22 protein-coding genes are annotated in these 21,088 nt (G+C 44.1%); 16 read left to right on the forward strand and 6 right to left on the reverse strand.

The genetic code is table 11. The features are described 5' to 3' along the window. Positions 1–218: 218 nt before the first annotated feature. The 4 genes from C2M32_RS05840 to C2M32_RS05855 all read left to right on the forward strand — a co-directional run bounded on the left by C2M32_RS05840 (position 219) and on the right by C2M32_RS05855 (position 3,264). Positions 219–761 (forward strand): DUF2058 domain-containing protein, encoded by a 543-nt coding sequence (locus C2M32_RS05840; protein WP_105167537.1) that lies wholly within the window; start codon positions 219–221, stop codon positions 759–761. Between the two features lie 107 nt (positions 762–868). Then, positions 869–1,192, forward strand: coding sequence for a c-type cytochrome (locus C2M32_RS05845; RefSeq protein WP_105167538.1), 324 nt, complete (start codon positions 869–871; stop codon positions 1,190–1,192). A gap of 119 nt (positions 1,193–1,311) precedes the next feature. After that, a complete protein-coding gene (locus tag C2M32_RS05850) occupies positions 1,312–2,079 on the forward strand; it encodes a class II aldolase/adducin family protein (RefSeq protein WP_105167539.1) in 768 nt (255 codons plus the stop codon). A gap of 9 nt (positions 2,080–2,088) precedes the next feature. Beyond that, entirely contained in the window at positions 2,089–3,264 is a 1,176-nt protein-coding gene (locus C2M32_RS05855; RefSeq protein WP_105167540.1) for a mandelate racemase/muconate lactonizing enzyme family protein, read from the forward strand. A gap of 129 nt (positions 3,265–3,393) precedes the next feature. On the opposite strand, the gene C2M32_RS05860 is transcribed toward C2M32_RS05855, so the two are convergent. The 3 genes from C2M32_RS05860 to C2M32_RS05870 all read right to left on the reverse strand — a co-directional run bounded on the left by C2M32_RS05860 (position 3,394) and on the right by C2M32_RS05870 (position 6,247). Beyond that, complete coding sequence (locus C2M32_RS05860; protein ID WP_105167541.1) at positions 3,394–5,025, reverse strand: methyl-accepting chemotaxis protein; 1,632 nt, start codon at positions 5,023–5,025, stop codon at positions 3,394–3,396. Positions 5,026–5,150: 125 nt separating this feature from the next. Then, positions 5,151–5,861 (reverse strand): 16S rRNA pseudouridine(516) synthase RsuA, encoded by a 711-nt coding sequence (gene rsuA / locus C2M32_RS05865; RefSeq protein ID WP_105167663.1) that lies wholly within the window; start codon positions 5,859–5,861, stop codon positions 5,151–5,153. A 56-nt stretch (positions 5,862–5,917) separates the two neighbouring features. Continuing rightward, positions 5,918–6,247, reverse strand: a complete 330-nt coding sequence (locus C2M32_RS05870; protein WP_105167542.1) for a 5-carboxymethyl-2-hydroxymuconate Delta-isomerase — start codon at positions 6,245–6,247, stop codon at positions 5,918–5,920. Between the two features lie 65 nt (positions 6,248–6,312). On the opposite strand from C2M32_RS05870, the gene C2M32_RS05875 reads away from it, so the two are divergent. From C2M32_RS05875 to C2M32_RS05900, 7 genes are all read left to right on the forward strand, one after another. After that, a complete protein-coding gene (locus C2M32_RS05875; RefSeq protein WP_105167543.1) occupies positions 6,313–6,783 on the forward strand; it encodes a CreA family protein in 471 nt (156 codons plus the stop codon). Between the two features lie 2 nt (positions 6,784–6,785). Beyond that, positions 6,786–7,571 (forward strand): hypothetical protein, encoded by a 786-nt coding sequence (locus C2M32_RS05880; protein WP_105167544.1) that lies wholly within the window; start codon positions 6,786–6,788, stop codon positions 7,569–7,571. Then, positions 7,564–8,190 carry a LysE family translocator gene (locus tag C2M32_RS05885; protein WP_105167545.1) on the forward strand — a complete coding sequence of 209 codons (627 nt, stop codon included), beginning with the start codon at positions 7,564–7,566 and terminating at the stop codon, positions 8,188–8,190. Before C2M32_RS05880 ends, C2M32_RS05885 begins: the two co-directional genes overlap by 8 nt. A 15-nt stretch (positions 8,191–8,205) precedes the next feature. Continuing rightward, positions 8,206–8,445 (forward strand): gamma-glutamylcyclotransferase family protein, encoded by a 240-nt coding sequence (locus C2M32_RS20745; RefSeq protein WP_234401233.1) that lies wholly within the window; start codon positions 8,206–8,208, stop codon positions 8,443–8,445. Continuing rightward, positions 8,439–8,729 carry a gamma-glutamylcyclotransferase gene (locus C2M32_RS20750; protein WP_234401234.1) on the forward strand — a complete coding sequence of 97 codons (291 nt, stop codon included), beginning with the start codon at positions 8,439–8,441 and terminating at the stop codon, positions 8,727–8,729. The genes C2M32_RS20745 and C2M32_RS20750 overlap by 7 nt, the downstream gene beginning before the upstream one ends. A gap of 1 nt (position 8,730) precedes the next feature. After that, on the forward strand, positions 8,731–10,326 hold the full coding sequence (locus tag C2M32_RS05895) for a serine hydrolase (protein ID WP_105167546.1): 1,596 nt from the start codon (positions 8,731–8,733) through the stop codon (positions 10,324–10,326). Positions 10,327–10,395: 69 nt separating this feature from the next. After that, positions 10,396–11,313, forward strand: a complete 918-nt coding sequence (locus C2M32_RS05900) for a histone deacetylase family protein (RefSeq protein ID WP_105167547.1) — start codon at positions 10,396–10,398, stop codon at positions 11,311–11,313. 7 nt (positions 11,314–11,320) lie between these two features. Here the strand turns inward: C2M32_RS05900 and C2M32_RS05905 are convergent, their stop codons facing one another. Beyond that, a complete protein-coding gene (locus tag C2M32_RS05905) occupies positions 11,321–11,620 on the reverse strand; it encodes a hypothetical protein (protein ID WP_105167548.1) in 300 nt (99 codons plus the stop codon). A 77-nt stretch (positions 11,621–11,697) separates the two neighbouring features. On the opposite strand from C2M32_RS05905, the gene C2M32_RS05910 reads away from it, so the two are divergent. Next, positions 11,698–14,214: an EAL domain-containing protein gene (locus tag C2M32_RS05910; RefSeq protein WP_105167549.1), complete on the forward strand. Its 2,517-nt coding sequence runs from the start codon at positions 11,698–11,700 to the stop codon at positions 14,212–14,214. On the opposite strand, the gene C2M32_RS05915 is transcribed toward C2M32_RS05910, so the two are convergent. Together C2M32_RS05915 and C2M32_RS05920 are read right to left on the reverse strand one after the other, a co-directional pair. Further along, positions 14,190–15,002: a DUF2797 domain-containing protein gene (locus C2M32_RS05915; RefSeq protein WP_105167550.1), complete on the reverse strand. Its 813-nt coding sequence runs from the start codon at positions 15,000–15,002 to the stop codon at positions 14,190–14,192. The genes C2M32_RS05910 and C2M32_RS05915 overlap by 25 nt on opposite strands. A gap of 122 nt (positions 15,003–15,124) precedes the next feature. Beyond that, complete coding sequence (locus C2M32_RS05920; protein WP_105167551.1) at positions 15,125–16,633, reverse strand: S10 family peptidase; 1,509 nt, start codon at positions 16,631–16,633, stop codon at positions 15,125–15,127. Between the two features lie 107 nt (positions 16,634–16,740). On the opposite strand from C2M32_RS05920, the gene C2M32_RS20455 reads away from it, so the two are divergent. The 4 genes from C2M32_RS20455 (at position 16,741) to mrcB (ending at position 21,083) form a co-directional block, all read left to right on the forward strand. Next, complete coding sequence (locus tag C2M32_RS20455) at positions 16,741–16,890, forward strand: hypothetical protein (protein ID WP_158678143.1); 150 nt, start codon at positions 16,741–16,743, stop codon at positions 16,888–16,890. A gap of 87 nt (positions 16,891–16,977) precedes the next feature. Beyond that, positions 16,978–17,316 (forward strand): P-II family nitrogen regulator, encoded by a 339-nt coding sequence (locus C2M32_RS05925; protein WP_070983801.1) that lies wholly within the window; start codon positions 16,978–16,980, stop codon positions 17,314–17,316. Between the two features lie 10 nt (positions 17,317–17,326). After that, on the forward strand, positions 17,327–18,559 hold the full coding sequence (locus tag C2M32_RS05930) for an ammonium transporter (protein WP_105167552.1): 1,233 nt from the start codon (positions 17,327–17,329) through the stop codon (positions 18,557–18,559). Between the two features lie 169 nt (positions 18,560–18,728). Beyond that, positions 18,729–21,083, forward strand: coding sequence for a penicillin-binding protein 1B (gene mrcB / locus C2M32_RS05935; protein WP_105167553.1), 2,355 nt, complete (start codon positions 18,729–18,731; stop codon positions 21,081–21,083). The last annotated feature ends 5 nt before the right edge of the window (positions 21,084–21,088 follow it).

A 21,088-nucleotide genomic window follows, 5' to 3' on the forward strand; every position in this document is an offset into this window, starting at 1 on the left:
TTTGCACGGTTCGTTGCTATTATGCGTGGATTTGTTTTGATTGAACAGTTTTGGATCAGTTAGTTAGCAATTCTTTGCGGTAAATCATATAAGTGAGGCAAGGGCTTTGCTAAGGTAGCGACAGAAGATAAAAAAAACCGCTAATACAAGTTTTGTATATGGTCAAAAAAAACCACTGCGTTAAAATATGGTAATTCGTATTTCATGGAGCATGCACAATGGGTTCTTTACAAGAGCAGCTACTAAAAGCAGGGTTAACGACGGAGCATAAAGCAAAGGTAGCCAAGTCGGAAAAGCGTAAAGCGCAGAAGAAGAAAAAGAAAAAAGGTGCAACTAGTGATCCAAGTGATCTGCAAAAGCATATTGCTCAAACAAAACTAGAGCAGCAACAAAAGGCCGAAGAGCTAAATAAGGCTAAGCAGGCAGAGCTAAAAGAGCGCGAACAGGTTGCTCGCGTTAAGCAGATTTTAGAGCATCACAACCAGGATTCGATACGTGGTGAGGTTACATTTAACTTTACTTATGAAAACAAGGTTAAAGAGCTAGATGTGAATGAACAGACTAAACAAGCGTTATCAAAAGGTCGTTTGGCTATTTGTGTGCTTGAAGGCCAGTTCTATGTATTGCAAGATGAACCTGCGCGTAAGATAGCTGAAGTAGATGAAAAATACATAGTTTTCCATGTGGAAGATGATAACAACGGGCCTGATGAGGACGACCCGTATGCAGGTTATGAGGTTCCAGACGATTTAATTTGGTAACCGTTTTTACTCATCACAGGTCTGCTAATTAGCAACATATGTGTAGCGCTGACAAATGGTCTACACTGTAAGGGAATTATCCGTTAACTAATAAAAAGAGTAATGTTATGAGTAAGATAAAAAAATTAATCTGTGGGGTTGGGTTATCTATGGCTGCACTAGGCGCAAATGCAGTGCACGCTGCCGATGGTGCTGCATTGTATACTGCTAAAATGTGTCAAACTTGTCATGGTGCAGAGGGTAAAGCCCCTATTATGCCAATGTATCCAAAAGTAGCGGGCCAGAGTAAAGAGTATCTATTGGCACAAATGAAAGACATTAAGTCGGGTGCTCGCAGCAATGGTATGTCAGCCGCGATGAAGGCAATGGTTGCCAATGTATCTGATGCTGAACTAGAAGCTATTGCTGAGTATTTATCGCAAGTAAAATAGTGCTCAGCGACACGTTTTACAAAAAACCACCGCATGTCGGTGGTTTTTATTATATTGAACAAATGCCCAGAGTCATTTAGACTTCTATACATCTATTTGGGCTTGGTAAAGGACCCTCTATGTTTGAACTACCTAAACTCAACCTAAAAGGCAAAGTATCCGAGCAGGAATGGCAGCTAAGAGTTGACCTAGCCGCTTGTTATCGTTTGGTTGAACACATGCGGTGGGGGGATTTGATTTATACCCATATGTCAGCGCGTTTGCCTGGGACTAACCAATATTTAGTTAATGCATTTGGTCTGAGTTTTGATGAAGTAACAGCTTCAAACTTGGTGAAGGTGGACTTGCAGGGCAATATTTTAGATGACACACCGTTTAAAATTAACCCAGCGGGCTTCACTATACACAGTGCTATTCATGAAGTGAGAGAAGATGCCCACTGTGTGATCCACCTGCACACCAAAGAAACCGTTGCTGTTGCGAGTCTTGAATGTGGGTTATTGCCTCTAAGTCAGCACTCAATGTTCTCATTGCCTTCTTTGTCCTATCATGGCTACGAAGGTCTAGCCGTAAACGATGATGAACGCAAACGACTCCAAGATGATTTGGGTACCACCAATCACATGCTATTGGTTAACCATGGCGGATTGACGGTTGGGCCAACGGTTGGTGATGCATTTATGCGCTTTTACGATTTGCAACGAGCCTGTGAAATTCAGGTGGCGATTCAGTCAACGGGCCAACAGGCTGTGCCAGTACCTCAGCCCATCATAGATAATATTTATAACCAAGCGAATGTTGTTCATAGCGGCAGTACGGGCGGGCAATTAGCTTGGCCTGCAATGCTGCGAAAAGCATACCGCTTAGATCCAGGCTTTGCACAATAGGAATCAGCAATGAAAGTTAATCGCGTCGAAGTATTTGATATCCACTGTCCTGACAGACCCGCGTGGACCCCTGTGTTTGTAAGAATTCACACCGATGAAGGTATCAGTGGTGTAGGTGAAGCGGGTCTGGCATATGATTTAGGTCACAGTGCAGCAGCTAGTATGATTAAGGAAATGGCGGAAGCCTTTTTGATAGGTCACGACCCATTTCAAACTGAATTGCTTTGGTCTCGTATGCTCCGTGAAAGTTTTTGGGGCTTAGGCGGTGGACCTGTGGTGTATGCCGCCATGAGTGCAATTGATACCGCACTTTGGGATATCAAGGGTAAAGCGCTTAACTTACCTGTTTATCAATTGCTAGGTGGCAAGGTCAACCCTGAGCTGAGAACTTATGCTTCACAGTTACAATTTGACTGGGATAAAGAGTTTAAAGCACTGGTTGAACCACAGGAGTACGCAGAAGCGGCGCTTAAGGCTATCGCCGAAGGGTATGATGCCGTCAAGGTGGATCCAATTCAGTATGATAAGCATGGCAATACCTATTACGACCGTACTAAGATCATCTCCCGAGCTGAGATGAAACTGTATCGTGCACGTATTCAAGCAATTCGTGAGGCGGTAGGTGATGAAGTAGACATTATTTTTGAATGTCACAGTTTGCCAGGCGCAACTTCCGCTATTCAGATTGGCGCAATAGCAGAAGAGTTTGATTGCATGTACTATGAAGAGCCAGTGAATTATCTAAACCATTCGCTGCATGCTAAGGTCGCTGATAAAGTAGCTGTACCGATAGCCGGTGGCGAACGCCTATATAACCGCTGGGGAGTTCGTCCGTATCTAGAAGATCAGAGTATTGATGTGCTTCAACCGGATATTGGGTTGTGTGGTGGCTTTACTGAAACCAAGAAAGTATGTGATTACGCAGATATTTTTGATGTTCGTATTCAGGCCCATGTGTGTGGTGGTCCAGTCGCAACAGCGGCTTCACTGCATCTTGAAACAGCCATTCCTAACTTTTTAATTCACGAACATCACACCTACGCGATTAAGAAGTGGAACCGTGAACTGTGCATCCAAGACCCTCAACCTAAAAACGGGGTGTTTAAGGTCTCAGAGGAGCCTGGGATCGGTATCGAGCTTAACGACGAAGTGGTCATGCGCTCGCAGCGTGTAGAAGTCAAATAACTTATATTATTGAAGTTTCGGCGTGGTTGATTAACGTCTAAGCGACTTTTCTAGCCATGGTACAAATAAAAAAGGACCTGACGGTCCTTTTTAGTTACAAGGTATACAAATGTATTCTTACAATGAGTTTTAACAGTTGAACTTGGCGATTTCTGACTCTAAGTTCACGGTTAACTCTTTGATACTGTCTGTGGCGTGATGCGCTTTTTCAGACACATGAGCGGTTTGTGACGCAGTGTCTGAAATGGTTACAACTCGGCGTGCGGTATCCTCACCTGCCTCCAACTGTTCTTTTGCTGCATGGGCGATTTGATGACTCATTTGCGAGATCTCACCTAATGAGTTGGCTACTTTGCGTAGCTCTTCACCCGCTTCTTTGGACATACTGACCGTTTTTTCACTGGTATGAATTGAAACCGTGACCGATGATTTCGCCTCTTGTGTGGCTGATTGCAGCTTGCCAATCATAGTGTGAATTTCTTCGGTGCTGGTTTGTGTGCGTTGTGCAAGCTGGCGAACTTCATCGGCAACCACCGCAAAACCACGGCCTTGTTCACCAGCTCGAGCTGCTTCTATGGCTGCGTTCAGTGCAAGCAAGTTCGTTTGTTCGGCAATACTTTGGATCACACTCAGTACATTGGCAATGTTGGTCACTTCTTCATCTAAGGTTTGAATGTTATTACCAGCGCTGTCAATTTGTTGCTCTAATAAGGCGATGGTTTTTGCAGCCTCAGTTGTGAGCTTGTCGGCATTTTGACCCTGACGTTCCGCTTCTTGCACTGAATTGGCTGTTTGCTCGGCATGCTCTACCACTGTTTGTGCTGAAGCTGTTAGCTCGGTGATAGCCGAAGCGACCATTTGAGTTTCGCTGCTCAGGCTACGTGTAAGCTGTTCTAATTCATTGGAGCGTTTTTCACCATCGTTGCTTTGTGCTTTGAGCGCATCACTTACCGTGGCAATCCCTCCAACTACCCCTTGTAGCCCTTTTTGCATGTAGCTCATAGCGGCGATGATGCTATCTTCTTTGGCTGCACTGGTATTGATTGGTGAGCTTAAGTTACCACGAGACACTTGCTTTACGATGGTCAATACTTCATCGAGCTCTCCCCCTAGTTTGTTAGACAGACCAAGGCCAAACTTGGCCAGCGCAAAGGTCAGCGCCACAGCTATTAGCAGTGATAGCGTTAATAGCCAGCGGGCTGTGCCCCAATAACGTTCATCGGTTTCTTTGGCGCTAATTCCCGTGCCTACATACCAGCCAAACATCGGTGTCTTTTGCACAACAGACGTTAAATCGACAACTTCGCCCTCGCGGACAGAATCCCATTCATAAGTGATAATTTGATTGGTTTTATTGCCCACCAAACGTTCAACCATTCTACCGATACTATTGCCTTTAGCGTCTTTGAAATCGTTGAAGCTGGTGCCATGTAACTGTGGGTCATGTGGTGTCGCGACAAAATTTAGCTGGTCGTCGACCACATAAACGTATTCAGAGTCATGGTATTTATTTTCCCTGAGCATTTTGGTGGCGAGCTTTTTGGCTTGTTCTTCACTGAGGGCTCCGGTTTGTACGTATCCTTCGAATTGTTCAACAATATTGACCGTGCTCTTCATTAACTGGTTGATACGCGCTATGTTGTCAGATTCACTGGCATGGCGTAACGCTTGTAACCCTAAGATGACGACTAGCAAAAGTGAGAGGAAAATAGCCGCAGCGAAAAGTATTATTTTAATTCTTAATGTTAAACCTGATAGCACAATACGCCCCTTTCAGATAATAGAATATTATTATCTACCATGTTTAATGAAATCATGTAAGTAACATATAGTGCATTTCGATAGAAAAAGAGATGATATTTCCTCATCTTGATGAGGAAGTCACCTTATTTTGCATTGATTATGTTGACTTCTTGTTCGGTCAATTCACGATATTCGCCACTGGCTAGGTTAGTATCAAGTGCTATATCCGCAATCTTTTCGCGGTGCAGTTCCACGACTTTATTGCCCACGGCTGCAAGCATTCGCTTCACTTGATGGTACTTACCTTCACAGATGGATAACCGTAGGCTGTAGCTTGCAAGTTGTTCAGCGATTGCGGGTAATGTGAGCTGCTTTTCATTATGAAGTTGCACGCCGTCTCTCAATAGCTGTAATGCTTCTTCGGTAATAGGCTCTTGAGTTTCAACTAGATAGGTTTTGTACTTTTGCTTTTTCGGTGAGGTAATTTGGTGAGACCAGTCACCATCGTTGGTGAGCAGTACTAAGCCTGTTGTATCTATGTCCAGACGCCCCGCAACATGAAAATCTTTTAAGTTAGGTTCATCTAATAAATCAAACACCGTAGGATGCATTTCGTCACTATTGGCACAAATATAGCCTACCGGCTTATTGAGCATAAAGTAGCGTTTTCCAAGGTATTGCAGAGGCTTACCTTGCCAAATGACGTTGTCGTTTTGATTAACTGAATAATCAAAACGAGTGATCACTTCACCATTTACTGTTACATAACGTTTTTTAATACCAGCTTTGACTTTGGTCCGTGGTAATTCGGCCAAGTGACTCAAAAATTTATCCAATCGGCAAGGAAATTTCATAATGCTTTGTCTGTAAATTAAACGAGGCGATATCATACGTGATTGTGCGATTTTGATCAGTTCTTTCGGTATATGGCTGTGAGTAAATCGTAAGGGTGAACGCTTAGTAACCAGTTTTCATCAAACATATCTTGTAGCGTGTCGAGCAAAGTGTTACTGAGTAGCTGCTTTTGTGCTTCAGTTCGGCCTTCAATTAGATGGGCGTGAATATGTATAAAACCTGTTTTTTCACTGTCTATTCTGAAATTTTCAGTGCTCAGAGTACGGGTTTTTATGGTCTTGGGGTCGAACAGTGCAGTGTGCTCAACCGCAACATGGACCGCGTCAACCAACTGCTTGGCAGGCATAGGCAAATTATTAGAATGCTCGATGATCAGGTGTGGCATGATGACTTATAGTCTCAAGTATGAGTAAATGGGCCTATATTAGGGGATTTATAAGGAAACACCAGATGTATAAACAGAAAATTTGGTTGGCGTTGGTTGGAGTTGTAGCCTTGGCAGGATGTAGTGATGACGCCGCAAAAGTCAGTCTAGGATTGTTCACCACCAAAGATGTGGTGGTATCCGCGCAACAGGACCCCATTATTACTGGCGTAACTTGTCATATTAGTCACGTGGAAGCCAATTTGGATTTTTCAGACCCTTCAGATATGTCGATAGCGTGTCGACAGACTGGAGAGATCACGGCGCAGCAGATGCAACAAATTGATTTGTCCAAAGATGGTGAAGTGGTGTTTAAAACATCCAAGAGTATTTTGTTTAAGTCTCTAAAAGTTCGTCGTATTTATGATGCTAAAACGCGCACTTTATTGTATTTATCATATTCAACAAAAGAGACCAGTGGCAGTCATCATCATGCACTGTCTACCGTGCCTTTGTATAACACTCAGGCTTGGCAATGGGCTACTAAAACAGAGTAATTATGTTAGCGTTATTTAAATCAAAACCTTTATTGAGCGAAGGCGAGGTTGCTTGGCTGATAGACACCTTTGTATGGGCGTGTGAGCATTTTGATGGACAGCACTTTTTAGCACATACAAACATTATTGAGCCAACAGGGCAGTACTTTCCCGATCAGGTATCGAGTGTTGAGCAGATGGCACAAACAGTATTTGCCAGAGTACGTGACTATGCGGGCATGCAAGCTTGGCCGCTACAGTTAGTAAGCCCTGCACATTTACCCGCACAACAGAGTATTCCTGCTTTTAGCTTTAGCGGACCATCAAGGGGAGAAGCCGCAGAGCTTGTTGCAGCACCTTCACACCCTGTGTTGCTATCTTATAATCCCAATCAAATAAATCAGCCTCAAGATTTGGTCGCGAGTTTTGCTGGAACATTGGCGACTATTGCTATCTATCAAAAAGGCGCATTGCCGCCAGGTGGGGAGCAACAAATTGCCGCAGCGAGTGATGCATTAGCATGTTTTATGGGGTTTGGGGTAATGATGAGCAACACCGTATATCAGTTTAAAGGCGGTTGCGGTTCCTGTTACAACCCTTATGCAAACCGACAAGCTGCCTTAAGTGAGGAGCAAACCGTATTTATGCATGCCTTGATATGTTATTTCAAACCAGATAGTGACGGTAAGAAATACCTAAAGCCCCATCTAAAAAGTGCATATAAAAAGGCGCATAAACAAATTCAGGAGTATGTAAAGAGTTCTGCCAATCCTTTGTTGCTGATGTTCAAGGAACAAAGCGGTGTTTGACTATCTCGATGAGTTTTTATTGATAGCTTTGGCGCATTTTTTTGCGGTAGCCAGCCCTGGTCCTGATTTTGCGATTGTATTAAAGCAGAGTATTCAGCGAGGTAGAGCGAACGCTTTGTGGACCAGCGGGGGGGTCGCACTGGGCATTTTAGTGCATGTTACTTACTGTTTGCTTGGTGTGGCCATTGTGCTATCTCAGTCGCCAGCGATGTTTAATGTTTTAAAATATGTAGCGGGGGCCTATTTGGCGTATATGGGGGTGCAGGCTCTACGTGCGAAACCTGTTAATGGTGTGGATAATACGACAGGTTTAGAGCATCAAATCTCAGAGCCCGCGATGCACGCCCTAAGGCGTGGTTTTTTGGTGAATGCACTTAATCCTAAAGCAACGCTATTTTTCTTGTCTTTATTCACCTTGGTTATCTCGCCTGCTACGCCAACGCTCGTTCAGATGTTTTATGGGCTCTACATGGCACTTGCCACTTGGGTTTGGTTTTCATTTTTGGCGATGGTCCTAAGTAAAGCGCAGGTTAGGGCATTTTTCCAAAGGGCAGGACATTGGTTTGACCGAGGTATTGGTGTCGTTTTAATCGCCTTGGCTGTGCGTGTTGTATTGTAAAAGGTTCAATTTAGTATGAGTAATAAGCTTCACATTAATTTTGCGTTTGGTTCTAATCTGTCAACTAGAAGGTTATTTGCCCGTCTTCCACAGGCCCAATGTCTTGGGGTGGCTAAATTGTATCAACATAGACTGACGTTCAATATGCTCAGTACCGATGGCTCGGCAAAGTGCACGATAGAGCCTACCAGCTGTGGTGATGATGTGGTTATCGGGGTGCTGTATGCGCTCGATGATGAGAACTTGCTATGTTAGATGCCATTGAAGGAGAGCGCTACGATAGAGTCGCCATAGAAGTTGAATCAGCTCAGCATGGTGTGATTGAAGCCTATTGCTATATTGCTAACACCTTTGTTGATGATCAGCTCCCTTTTGATTGGTATGTACAGCATGTGTTAAACGGCGCGTTGGAGCATACCTTTCCCGCTGAATATGTGGCACTTATCAAAGCTCAACCCCATGTTATTGACCACCATGAAGAGCGAGCCCAGCGCGAATGGCAGTTACACCGCCCAATAAAAATAACTAAAAAGGCCTAGTATGAATTTGCATAGCGTAATTGGCGCAGGGTTTGCGTTGCTGTTAACCCTACCATCAGTGGCCTCAGAGGCCGCCAGTTCTGCCGCGAATACATCTACAAGTGTGAATGTACATGATGTAGATGCTGCAGTGCACCAAGCAATGACACGTTTCAATATCCCAGGACTTGCGATAGCAGTGGTTGAGAAAGGCAAGGTGGTATTGGCCAAAGGTTATGGCGTGAGGCATATTAAAACAGCAGAACCTGTTGATAAGCATACTTTGTTTGGTATCGCATCAAATACCAAAGCATTCACAAGTGCTGCTTTGGCGATGCTGGTTGATGAAGGAAAGATTAATTGGGATGACAAGGTAATCACACATCTTCCTGAGTTTAGAATGTTCGATGCTTATGTAACTGGTGAAATGACTATTCGCGATCTGTTGAGTCATCGCAGTGGGTTAGGATTAGGCGCTGGTGATTTGATGATTTGGCCAGATACCAATAAAACAACGCAGCAACTTATAGCTGGGATCGCCAAATTGAAGCCAAGTTCAAGCTTTCGCAGTGAATATGCCTACAACAATTTAATGTTTGTGGTGGCAGGCGAAGTAGTCGCCAGAGTCAGTGGCATTAGCTGGCAAGACTTCGTTGAACAACGTATGTTCACCAAGCTTGGTATGGATGACTCAAAGGCCGGGTTCTCGCGTATTCGCGCTGAAAATCGCAATTGGGCGACAGGTCATATTCCAATGGATGGTGAGCTTAACCCTTTTTTTGTTGATTATTTAGAAGACTTTCGTGGCGCAGGGGCGATTGCTTCAAATGTTGATGACATGAGTCAGTGGCTATTAACACAGTTAAACGCCGGTAAAACTCCACGTGGACAGCAGCTATTCAGTGCACAACAACAACTGCAAATGTGGCTGCCGCATATCATGCGAGAGCCAGAGGAAGAAAGCTTCTTAACCCATCGGCAGCAATTTAGAGGTTATGGCTTAGGTTGGGCAATCGAGGACTATTTTGGTTATAAGAAACTCGGCCATGGAGGCGGCATTTTGGGCATGGTCTCTCAGGTTGCATTACTTCCCGAAAAGCAGTTAGGAGTCGTGCTATTATCTAATCAGCAAGCGTACCCAGCACTCACAGGTATTATCGATGAAGTGTTTGAAGACGCATTAGGATTGCCTGATGAAGATCGTGTGGAGGTCGCTGCAAAAAGCTATGAACAAGAGCGGGCTGGCAATTATGCCAGCGCTGGTATCAAACCTCTTACAACCGTACAAGCGAGCCTACCGCTAAAATCATATATCGGCACTTTAACAAGCCCTTGGTATGGAGACGTGACTGTCGAGCATAGCAATGGCCAGTTAACTATTGATTTTACTCATACCGATTTACTCAAAGGCAAACTTGAGCACTACACAGGGAATACTTTTGTGGTGCGTTGGAATGAGCGGTTGCTTGAGGCCGATGCCTATATTCAGTTTCATTTGGATAACTTTCAGCATGTTGTCGGTGCCAGTATGGAGTTTGTTAGCCCCGATGTAACTGACTTTAGTTTTGATTTTCACGATCTTGAACTAACCGCTTTACCTCGCGTTGAATCAGAGTAACACCAAAGTCGCACAGTGTAAGGGGCGTAAGCTTGTTACACTAGCAGAAAGCTTGATAGAGGGAGCGTTATGCGTACCGGGATAATCACACACCCAAATTGCAGAAAGCACAAAATGCCAGAGGAACATCCTGAGTGCCCAGAGCGTTTGGACGCCATTGCGGATAGGTTGTTGGCATCGGGGATGGATATTGCACTCAAGCAGCTACAAGCGCCGAAAGCGTCGATGGAACAAATTGCTTTGGTTCACGAACAAGCGTTGATTGACAAGGTGTGTAACAGTATTCCAGATGATGGATTATGTGCCTTTGCCGAAGATGTTTGGTTAGCGCCTGAGTCTTTGCAAGCGATAGAACGCGCAGTCGGGGCGGGCATTTTAGCGGTAGACAAAATTCTTGCAGGTGATCTTGATGCCGCATTTTGTAGTGTGCGCCCGCCAGGTCATCATGCTAATCGCAGTCAGTCCTCAGGCTTTTGTGTGTTTAATAATCTGGCAATAGCGGTGGAGCATGCCAAAAGCTTGGGTATCGAACGGGTTGCGATTCTTGATATTGATGTACACCATGGCAATGGGACGCAAGATATCTTTAAAACACGTTCGGATGTATTGTTTTGCTCGCTATTCCAATACCCTTTTTATCCCAACAGTGATATAGAAAACAACGCACATATCGTTAATTCACCGCTGCCTGTGGCAAGCAAAGGCGAAGATTTAAAAGCGTTATTTACACAACAATGGCTTCCTAAGCTAAAAGAATTCGAGGCTGAACTTATTTTTATCAGCGCGGGATTTGATGCACATTTAGAAGATGAGATGGGGGGACTGCAATTTGTTGAAGCTGATTACCAATGGTTAACCGAACAAATTGTCCAGTTGAGTAAAGAAACCCAAGCCAAAGGGATTATTTCATTTTTGGAAGGAGGCTATGCGCTATCAGCGCTAGGTCGCAGTGCGGTAACACACATCAAAGCCTTGGTTGAGGGTTAACAGGTGTTTAAAGTTGCTTGAGCAGTGCAAATACTTGCTTAATATTGGTGAGTGTGACTTTTTGAACACAACATTGCCCATCATCAATTAGCGCCTGCTGAACATGTCGAGTGAGCACGGCTAAATCCGGTAGAGCCATTTTATTACCTTGTAAATCATAGCACTGACCATTCTCATAGACACAGAGCGCATGTTGTACCTGAGTTTTTGAAAGATAAAATACGGTATGTTCGAGCGTCGCTTCACTGTCAATAAATTCAATACTTTCTTCTAAACAGAGCAAGAATGGGTAATATTTTATTGGCATTGTTTGTTCTTAATCAAAGTCTAAAAGGTATACAGCATTATACTTCGTATTCAAGTTAAAATGCGAGGTTGTGCTTAATGGTCACTGATAGCCGTCAATTACAAATCAAAGATATTTTTTCTAATCAATTATTGTCATGTGATCATCAAACACCGCTTTGCGAGGCGGTAAAAATGATGCGCAAGCGCCGGGTCAGTTCTATTTTTGTCACCGAGCAGCAACAGATTGTGGGAATTTGGACGGAGTCAGATTGTGTCAAACTTAACTTTAATGATCCTGATTTTGCTAAAGCCCCCATCGCCACATCAATGACCTCACCGGTACACGACATTCAAGTTGATAAAACCCTCAGTGAGGCCACGATAAAATTCCATCAACTGGGGATCCGACATTTACTGGTCAAAGACCAACAACAAGTTCCGGTTGGTGTCGTCTCCTTATCTGATATTGTGCGTAATCAGGGGCTTGATCATTACTTACATTTTCGTCCTATTGAAGATCACTATAATCGCAATGTGGTTATTTTGAAGGCCAATGATTGTGTGTCGAAAGTGATCGAAGTCATGCGTATAAAACGACTGACGGCGGTGCTGGTTTACAATCATGAACTGGCAGAATATGGCATCATTACGCAACGAGACATTGCCTATATGTTGCTTAATCCCGATTGGCGAATGCCGTGTTGGCGGCTAGCTACATACCCCATGTTACAGGTGAGCCCAAAAGACAGTCTGTTTGATGCGTATCGATTGATGACAGCTGAATCTATTCGTCATCTGGTGGTGAAAGAGCCTTGTTCTGGCAAAGTAATTGGCCTGTTGCCATTGAAAAATGTACTCACCGAAATTGAAACTGCCTACTGTAGTGAGCTTGAAAAAGTATTGGTGCAACGCGACCTAGCGTTACAAAAATCGGAGAAAAACCTGTATTTGGCTAATCGAATTATCGATGCATCTTTAGATGGCATTATGATCACTCGGGGCGATGGTGAAATTTTACAGATAAATCCAGCGTTTAGTGAGCTTACTGGATACCAAGATTACGAAGTGATTGGCAAGAGCCCCAGTATCTTGAGTTCGGGTATTCATGATAAAGCATATTATGATCAAATGTGGGGTGAGCTGAGAAAAAACGGTGTGTGGCAAGGGGAGATCTGTAATCGCAAGAAAAATGGCGAAATATATGTTGAATGGTTAACCATCATTGCCATCAACGAGCCTTATAGCGATGAAGTGCTATACGCCGCGATATTCAGTGACATTACCGAGCGCAAAAACGCAGAGGAAAAGATAGCACGACTTGCCTATTTTGATGAATTAACAGCGTTACCCAATCGACGCTTGTTTTATGACCGTTTGTCCATGGCGCTGGCCTCCGCGCATCGAGACAACCATAAACTTGCCGTGATGTTTATTGACCTTGACCGCTTTAAAGAAGTCAATGACAGCTTAGGTCACAGTGCTGGTGATGAGCTACTGGTACAGGTGAGTGAGCGTATCAAAGGCATGTTAAACGAGGGCGACACTTTGGCGCGCTTGGGGGGCGATGAATTTGTGGTGTTACTAACCGAAGTAAAGCATATTTCCGATGTGGTCAATTTTGCCAACAAAATACTTGCGCAATTGAGTGTAGCATTTGAGCTTAATGATCTGAGTGTCACCGCTACCGCTTCTTTAGGTGCGGCGGTCTATCCCGAAGATGGTTTAGACAGTGAAACCCTATTAAAACATGCCGATGTCGCTATGTATCGCTCCAAAGAGATTGGCCGAAATTCCTTTCAGTTATACAAGGCATCCATGAATGCCCGCTCATTAGAACGTTTGTCTATGCTCAGTCGTTTTCAATATGCGCTAGAGCATGACGAATTTGAGCTTTATTTTCAGCCCTTGCAGTGTTTGGCAAGTGGGCGAATATCCAGTGTGGAGTGTTTGCTGCGTTGGAATGATCCAAATCTGGGAATGATCTCTCCGGCTCAGTTTATTCCCTTAGCTGAAGAGCTGGGGCTTATCACCAAGCTGGACCAATGGGTGATCAATAAAGCCTGTGAAAGTATTGCGCTGTGGCGTCGTCAGGGCAGTGACATTAGACGTATCGCTATTAATGTATCGGCACAACATTTATGTCAGGGTGATTTAGCTATCACGGTTGCAAATGCCTTGAATAAACACTGTTTAGATGGTCGTTTCATTGAATTGGAATTGACCGAAAGTAGCTTTATCAGCAATTTACATGAGGCAAAAAGTGAATTACAAAAACTAAAAAGTTTGGGTATTTCGATTGCGCTGGACGATTTTGGCACCGGATATTCTGCATTGAGTTACTTAACCAAGTTGCCGATTGACACCTTAAAAATAGATGCCAGCTTTGTGGCTAAGGTCCCCGATGAATATGGCAATAGTGAAATTGTCAGTGCCATTATCGCGATGGCCAAAGCGCTCAACTTACAGGTGGTAGCTGAAGGGGTTGAAAAGAGTGAGCAGCGCCAGTTTTTACAAAAACTGGGCTGCAACATCATTCAGGGTTATTTGTTTTGCAAGCCTTTAAGTGCTGATGACTGGCTGCGTTTTTATCATGCTGAAAAAGTGACTTCGTAAGCGGTAAATTTGCGAATATTGATAACGCCAGTATCAAAGATCAAGTACTGGCCTTTTATACCGAGCAAAGTGCCGGTTACTTCTGGGCTTTTATCAAAATTAAAGGAGGTAATTTTGCTTGGAAACTGCTCAACAGGAAAACTCAAATCAACCACGTCTTCGTCCAAGCGCTCAATTGCAGTGGCACCAAATAGTTCGGCTAGCTCATCCAGCTTACTTTGAATTTGAGGGATTAATTGTTCCGCTGCTGCTTTTAAATCCACATTATCGTTCAAACCTTTGAGCATATTTCGCCAATTGGTTTTATCGGCAATAAATTCAGCCAATGCGACTTCCACAAGCCCCGATTGCAATCTTGTTTGCACTTTAAACAGTGGTAATGCCTGTGTGGCGCCTTGATCTATCCAACGGGTAGGGATTTGTGTGTGTCTCGTGATACCCACTTTTAAGCCTGAGGTATTAGCAAGATAAACATAGTGGGGGATCATACAGTTCGCCTCTCCCCACTGTGGTTCGCGGCAGGTACCCTGATCAAAGTGGCAGGTTTCAGGCTTCATGATACACATGTCGCAACTCGCCAGCTTTTTCATACAGACAAAACAGTGGCCCTGTGAGTAGCTTTTTTTGGTCTTTTTACCACAGTTACAGCAAAAAATATTACCCGTATGGGTCAACGTGAATTGCTGTCCTATATAGTCATTTAAGTTAACTAGCTCATCCCCAATGGGAAGCTGGTATTGAATGGGTTGAGTGAGTTGTGCTTTGAGCTTGCTTAAAGTGCCTTGCATCTTTACGCCCCTAAAGATGTTAAAAGGGCGATACTACCAAGCCCGCAGGCAAGTCACAATGTGTTAGGTGAGTTTATCAAAAGCAGGCGGGCAGCTTTTTGCTACCCGCGTGGGGTTATTAGTTAGTATTTTGCTGAGCGAGTTTGGCTCTTTAATGACTCAATAATAAACTCACGTAAGTCATCGTTTGAGGCTTTGAGGTCATCATGTCTAAGATACATCATGTGTCCGGATCGGTAGCCTTTAAAGCTCAAACGGTCACGCATCTTACCGCTTGGATCTAGTTGCCACATGCTGTATTTGGCGTCAAAGTAGTTGGTTGCGCCATCGTAGTAACCTGCTTGGAATAATACATTGAGGTATGGGTTTTCAGCCATGGCTTGGCGTAGTTGTTCACCGGTGGTGTTGTTGCTGCGATCCCAAGGGTGAACATTCGCTAGCATGTTGTATTGCACATCAGTTTTGTAGTTAAGCTCTTCACGAATATAGTGATTGATTGATGGCGTAAAGGCATGTAACCAAGCACTTAACTCAGGGAAGTAATCGGGAGAATCACCGGCATCTCGTTTGTCGATACCTAAGTAGCGAGAGTCTAGACGACCTAAGATGTAGCCTTGGTCACGTAGCAATTCTTTCCAGAACGCATCATCGCTAATATCCAGATTATTTTGTAATACAAACTGTTTGGACAGACCGCTATACAGTGCTACACGTTCGGCAATGGCTTGTTTGTCTTGCTGGGAAATAAATGCCCCTTTGGCCAGTGCTGGTAAATACTGATTGAGCGTGAAGGCTTCTACTTCTGCTAATACTTCAAGTAAGTCCTTTTGCTGTAAGTGCGCTGGTAATACTTTGTGATGCCATGCAGTTGCGGCGAAATAAGGTAAACGGTTTGCGGCTTTCACCGGTCCGTCACGGTTAATACCTATGTCGGTAGGAGAAACCAAAACTACGCCATTTAAGAACCACCAATGTGCTGACTGTAATTCTTTGGCAAGGCCCGATACGCGTGTCGTACCATAGCTTTCACCAATTAAAAATTTTGGTGATAGTGAGCGATTATTGCGTGTGACGAAGGTGTTGATCCAACTGGCAAGGTATTCAATATCCGCATTAACACCAAAGAACTGCTTTTGTTGCTCTTCTTTACTTGGCATCTTGCCATCTTTATCAGGTAATACGCGAGAGTATCCGGTGTTGACAGGGTTAACAAAGACAATATCAGCAACATCGAGTACAGAGTATGGATTATCTTTCATGCCGTAAGGTTGTACCGGATATCCTTCGTCATCAATTTTTAAAACACGAGGGCCTGTGTAGGCTATATGCATCCAAACAGAGGCAGAGCCTGGACCACCATTGAATGAAATAAGCAGTGGGCGTTTACTCAAATCGTCTACTTTGTCTTTTGTATAGTAATTGTAATACAAAGTAGCAATAGGCTCTCCCTGCTCATCCCAAACAGGTTGTGTTCCAGAGGCGACGCTGTAGTTTATACGCTCCCCGTTTATGGTGGCTTTATGATGAGTAACAACTTTACTGTCAATATCAATTTTACGTTGATGCTCGGCTGCGTTACCACCAAAGCTTAAAACTAAGGCGCACACAACCAGCAATTTGGTTAGGTTCATATTTTTCCTCGGACGATAAGTTTTTAACATTTAAATTGCTTTTGTCTCAATTTTCAAAGGGTATGAGTTGAACGCCCCTTATGGTGGGACAGTTGTGAGCTCAGACCGTGAAAAAACCTATTATGCACCGCCTACCAATTGAAGACGACCTTTTTGCTGCAATTGCTGAAACATCTGCACCAGTAATGAGCATGGTGTGTGATATTGCACCTAGTTGGTGCGAAATTGCACTAAAAAGCACTGGCTTAACAATCTAATTGCATGAAATTGTTAGCTTTAATTTTATGGCACGAAGGTTGGATTAACTCTGCAAACAGGATAAACCTGTCCTAAGGGGACCAACAATGAAAATGATAAGTGCAATAATAAAACCATTTAAATTGGATGAAGTTCGCGAAGCGCTGGCAGATTTAGGCGTAGAGGGTATGACAGTCGTTGATGTAAAGGGTTTTGGCCGCCAACGAGGCCATACAGAGCTGTATCGTGGCGCTGAGTATCAAGTCGATTTTATTCCAAAAATAAAGCTAGAAATAGCAACTCGCAGTGAAAACACACAACGTGTGGTAGATACGCTAACTAAAGCTGCCAGCACCGGAAAGATTGGTGACGGTAAAATATTTGTATATGACTTAGACCAAATCGTGCGGATCCGTACCGGCGAATTAGACGAAGACGCGATTTAAGGGGCCGAAAATGGAAAACGCAATTATAGAACTCAAATTCTCTTTGAATACTTTTTACTTTTTAATTTCAGGTGTGTTGGTGATGTGGATGGCCGCAGGCTTTGCCATGCTTGAGGCAGGACTCGTGCGTTCAAAAAATACCACTGAGATACTGACCAAAAATATCACCCTCTATGCCATTGCTTGTACCATGTTTTTACTTGTCGGCTACAACATTATGTATGTGGGGAATACCGAAGGTGGTGTAGTTCCGGGCTTTGGAGCGTTGATAGGGGAAGCGTCTGCTGATGCAGATCATGCCCTTGAGTCTGACTTTTTCTTCCAAGTGGTGTTTGTTGCCACAGCCATGTCGATTGTGTCTGGCGCTGTTGCTGAGCGCATGAAATTATGGGCATTTTTGGCATTTACCGTGGTTTTAACAGGTTTTATCTATCCAATTGAAGGGTTTTGGACATGGGGCGGTGGCTTCTTATCTAAACTTGGTTTCGTCGATTTTGCTGGCTCGGCAATTGTGCATGGAGCTGGTGCTGCGGCGGCTTTGGCGGGTGTGCTACTACTGGGGGCTCGTAAAGGTAAATACGGTAAAAATGGAGAAATTTACCCAATTCCAGGCTCTAACATGCCATTGGCAACATTGGGGACTTTCATTCTTTGGATGGGGTGGTTTGGCTTCAATGGTGGTTCGCAGTTGTTCTTGGCAGACAAAGCGAATGCGGTTGCTGTAAGTCAAATATTACTTAATACCAATGCTGCTGCCGCAACGGGAGCAATTGCTGCACTGTTAGTGTGTAAAGCGCTGTGGGGGAAAGCAGATTTAACCATGGTACTCAATGGTGCGTTGGCAGGTCTTGTAGTGATCACTGCTGAGCCTGCGTCTCCTACGCCTTTACTGGCTTGTCTACTGGGAGCCTTGGGCGGTTCACTGGTTGTGTTCAGTATTGTATTTTTAGATAAAGCGAAAATTGATGACCCTGTAGGTGCGATTTCTGTGCACGGAACATGTGGCATGTTAGGTGTGATGTTGGTGCCATTATCAAACAGCGATGCAACTTTTGTGAATCAATTTATTGGTTTGGTGTGTATTCTTGGATTTGTATTTATCGTGTCTTACTTAGTGTGGGCACTGTTGAAAAGTACCATGGGGATCCGTGTTGGCGAGGAAGAGGAAATTAACGGTATGGATCAACACGATTGTGGTATCGACGCGTACCCTGAGTTTGTATCTGTACGCGGCAATAGTTAATTTCAATATCTATCAAGTTATCACGTCGAACGTTATCACGTCGAACGTTATCACGTCGAACGTTATCACGTCGAACGGGCCCATTGTGGCCCGTTCTCTCTTTCAGGCTTGGTTAATCTAGGGTACTCTATGCTCTGGCATATTTAATTTTGAAGTTTATATAAGTGGTATGGTAGATAAAAATAATAACAACGCAGCTAAAACAAACACAAGAACCACACGTACCACATCTAAATCCTCACGCGCAAAAAACACCAAAAGCAAAGCGAAACAAGCTCAGTCGAGCTCTTCATTGAGTCGTTTCAAACAGCGTACGCTAAAAGCCTGCTGGCGTTTCATGTGGAAAGGCACATTGGCCATTTTGGTGTTAGTGAGTTTTTACATCATCTATCTAGATTCAAAAATTACAAGGCAATTTGAGGGCAGCAAATGGCAATTGCCGGTTCAGGTGTACGCTCGTGCCATGAATTTTTATCCAGAACAGTTTTTGTCCGAACAAGAAGTCATTTGGGAACTAAAACGTCTCAACTATTCCCAAGTAAATCAGCTTAGCCGTACCGGTCAGTACATGGTGCAAGGGCGGACTATAAAAATTTATCGTCGCGCATTTGAGTTCTATAATGGCATTGAAGAAGGTCAGATCTTTACCCTAAATTTTGCTGGGAAACGCCTTGCCAGTATTGTTGATAAAGGCGGGCGACGTATCGAACAAGCGCGTTTAGAGCCTGTACAGATAGCCCGCATAGGTAATGAATCAAAACAAGACCGAGAGTTCTTGCCACTTGAAAAATTCCCTAATATTCTCAAACAGGCCTTGCTGGTGGTTGAAGACCGTGATTTTTATGAGCACCATGGTGTATCTGCATGGTCTATTTTGCGGGCATTGTATACAAACTTAAAAGCGGGACGCACGGTGCAAGGTGGCAGCACGTTGACCCAGCAATTGGCAAAAAACTTTTATTTAAGCCGAGAGCGCTCTCTAATTCGAAAAGTGAATGAAGCCTTTATTGCGTTAATACTTGACTATCGGTACAGCAAAGATGAGATCCTAGAAGCCTACCTCAACGAAGTATTTATGGGGCAGGCTTATAATCAAGGTGTTCATGGTATGGGGCTGGCGGCTGAGTTTTATTTTGCAAAGCCGGTAGATGAATTGGAGTTTGATCAGATAGCTCTGTTGGTCGCAATTGTAAAAGGACCATCTTACTACAACCCAAGACGCTATCCTGAACGAGTTCGAGAACGCCGTGACTTGGTGCTACGCCTGCTTGCTGAACAAGGCTATATTTCAACTAACGAATTGCGTCAGGCCTTGGTGCGTCCAATAAAAATCCAGCCTTTGGACAAGAGCCGTCAGCAAAGTTATCCAGGCTATCTTGAGTTGGTAGACAGGGAACTTAAGAGCCTGTTAACCAATCAAGAAATAATCAATGCAGGCGTACGGATCTTCACTTACTTTGATCTGCAAAAACAAGCTGCTATGGAAAATGCTGTGGAGCAGGGGCTACCGTATCTTGAAAGGCGTTTCGACACCACGAAGCTAGAAACGGCAATGATCTCGGTTAATGTGGAAAAAGGCGGGGTCTCGGCACTTGTTGCTGGACGAGATATGCGTTTTAGTGGCTTTAATCGTGTGTTGGACACCAAGCGTAACATTGGCTCTTTGGTGAAACCCGCGGTTTATTTGACGGCATTGGAGCAGGCTAAATACAACCTAGGGACGTTAGTAGAAGATGGGCCACTGCAAGTAACTGATGAATCGGGAGATGTGTGGCGTCCGGAAAATTTTGACCACAAATATCGAGGTACCTTACCGCTATATCAGGCGTTTAGTAATAGTATCAATATTCCGGCGGTTAACTTGGGGCTTGATTTAGGTGTGCATAATGTGGCGGCTACGCTACAAAAATTAGGGGTAACGGAGCGAATTAATCAATATCCGTCTTTATTACTCGGCGCGCTTGAGCTTTCAAGTTATGATGTGGCACAAATGTACACAACATTAGCAGCGAATGGGCAGTATCGTCAGTTAACAACGATTTCGGCCATGACTAACGCTACAGGTAAAGTTTTGTACGAACATGATGTCATCAGCCGCGAACGTTTTACGCCAGAAGCGAGCTATATGACTAAGTTTGGTCTTAAGAAAGTGACTAAAGAGGGCACCGCAAAGCGTCTCAATCAGCATTTCCCTTCAATCCAGTTGGCGGGTAAAACGGGGACGAGTAATGATTTGCGTGATAGCTGGTTTGCTGGGTTTGATCACAATACAGTCACTGTCACTTGGATTGGCCGTGACGACAATAAGTCTACTGGTTTAACAGGTGGAAACGGTGCATTGGAATTATATATTCGCTATTTAAAACCACTCAACCCACAAGCGATTGCTGATAATCGTCCAACAGGAATACGCTGGGCATTTGTTAATACCATCACGGGGAAGCAGGCACCACCTGGGTGTGGTCAGGTCGTGCAACTGCCGATACGTGCAAGTGATTTCGAACCTAGACCACACTGCGAATAGTCGTC

The organism is Pseudoalteromonas sp. T1lg23B (assembly GCF_002964665.1).
GTDB lineage: Bacteria > Pseudomonadota > Gammaproteobacteria > Enterobacterales > Alteromonadaceae > Pseudoalteromonas.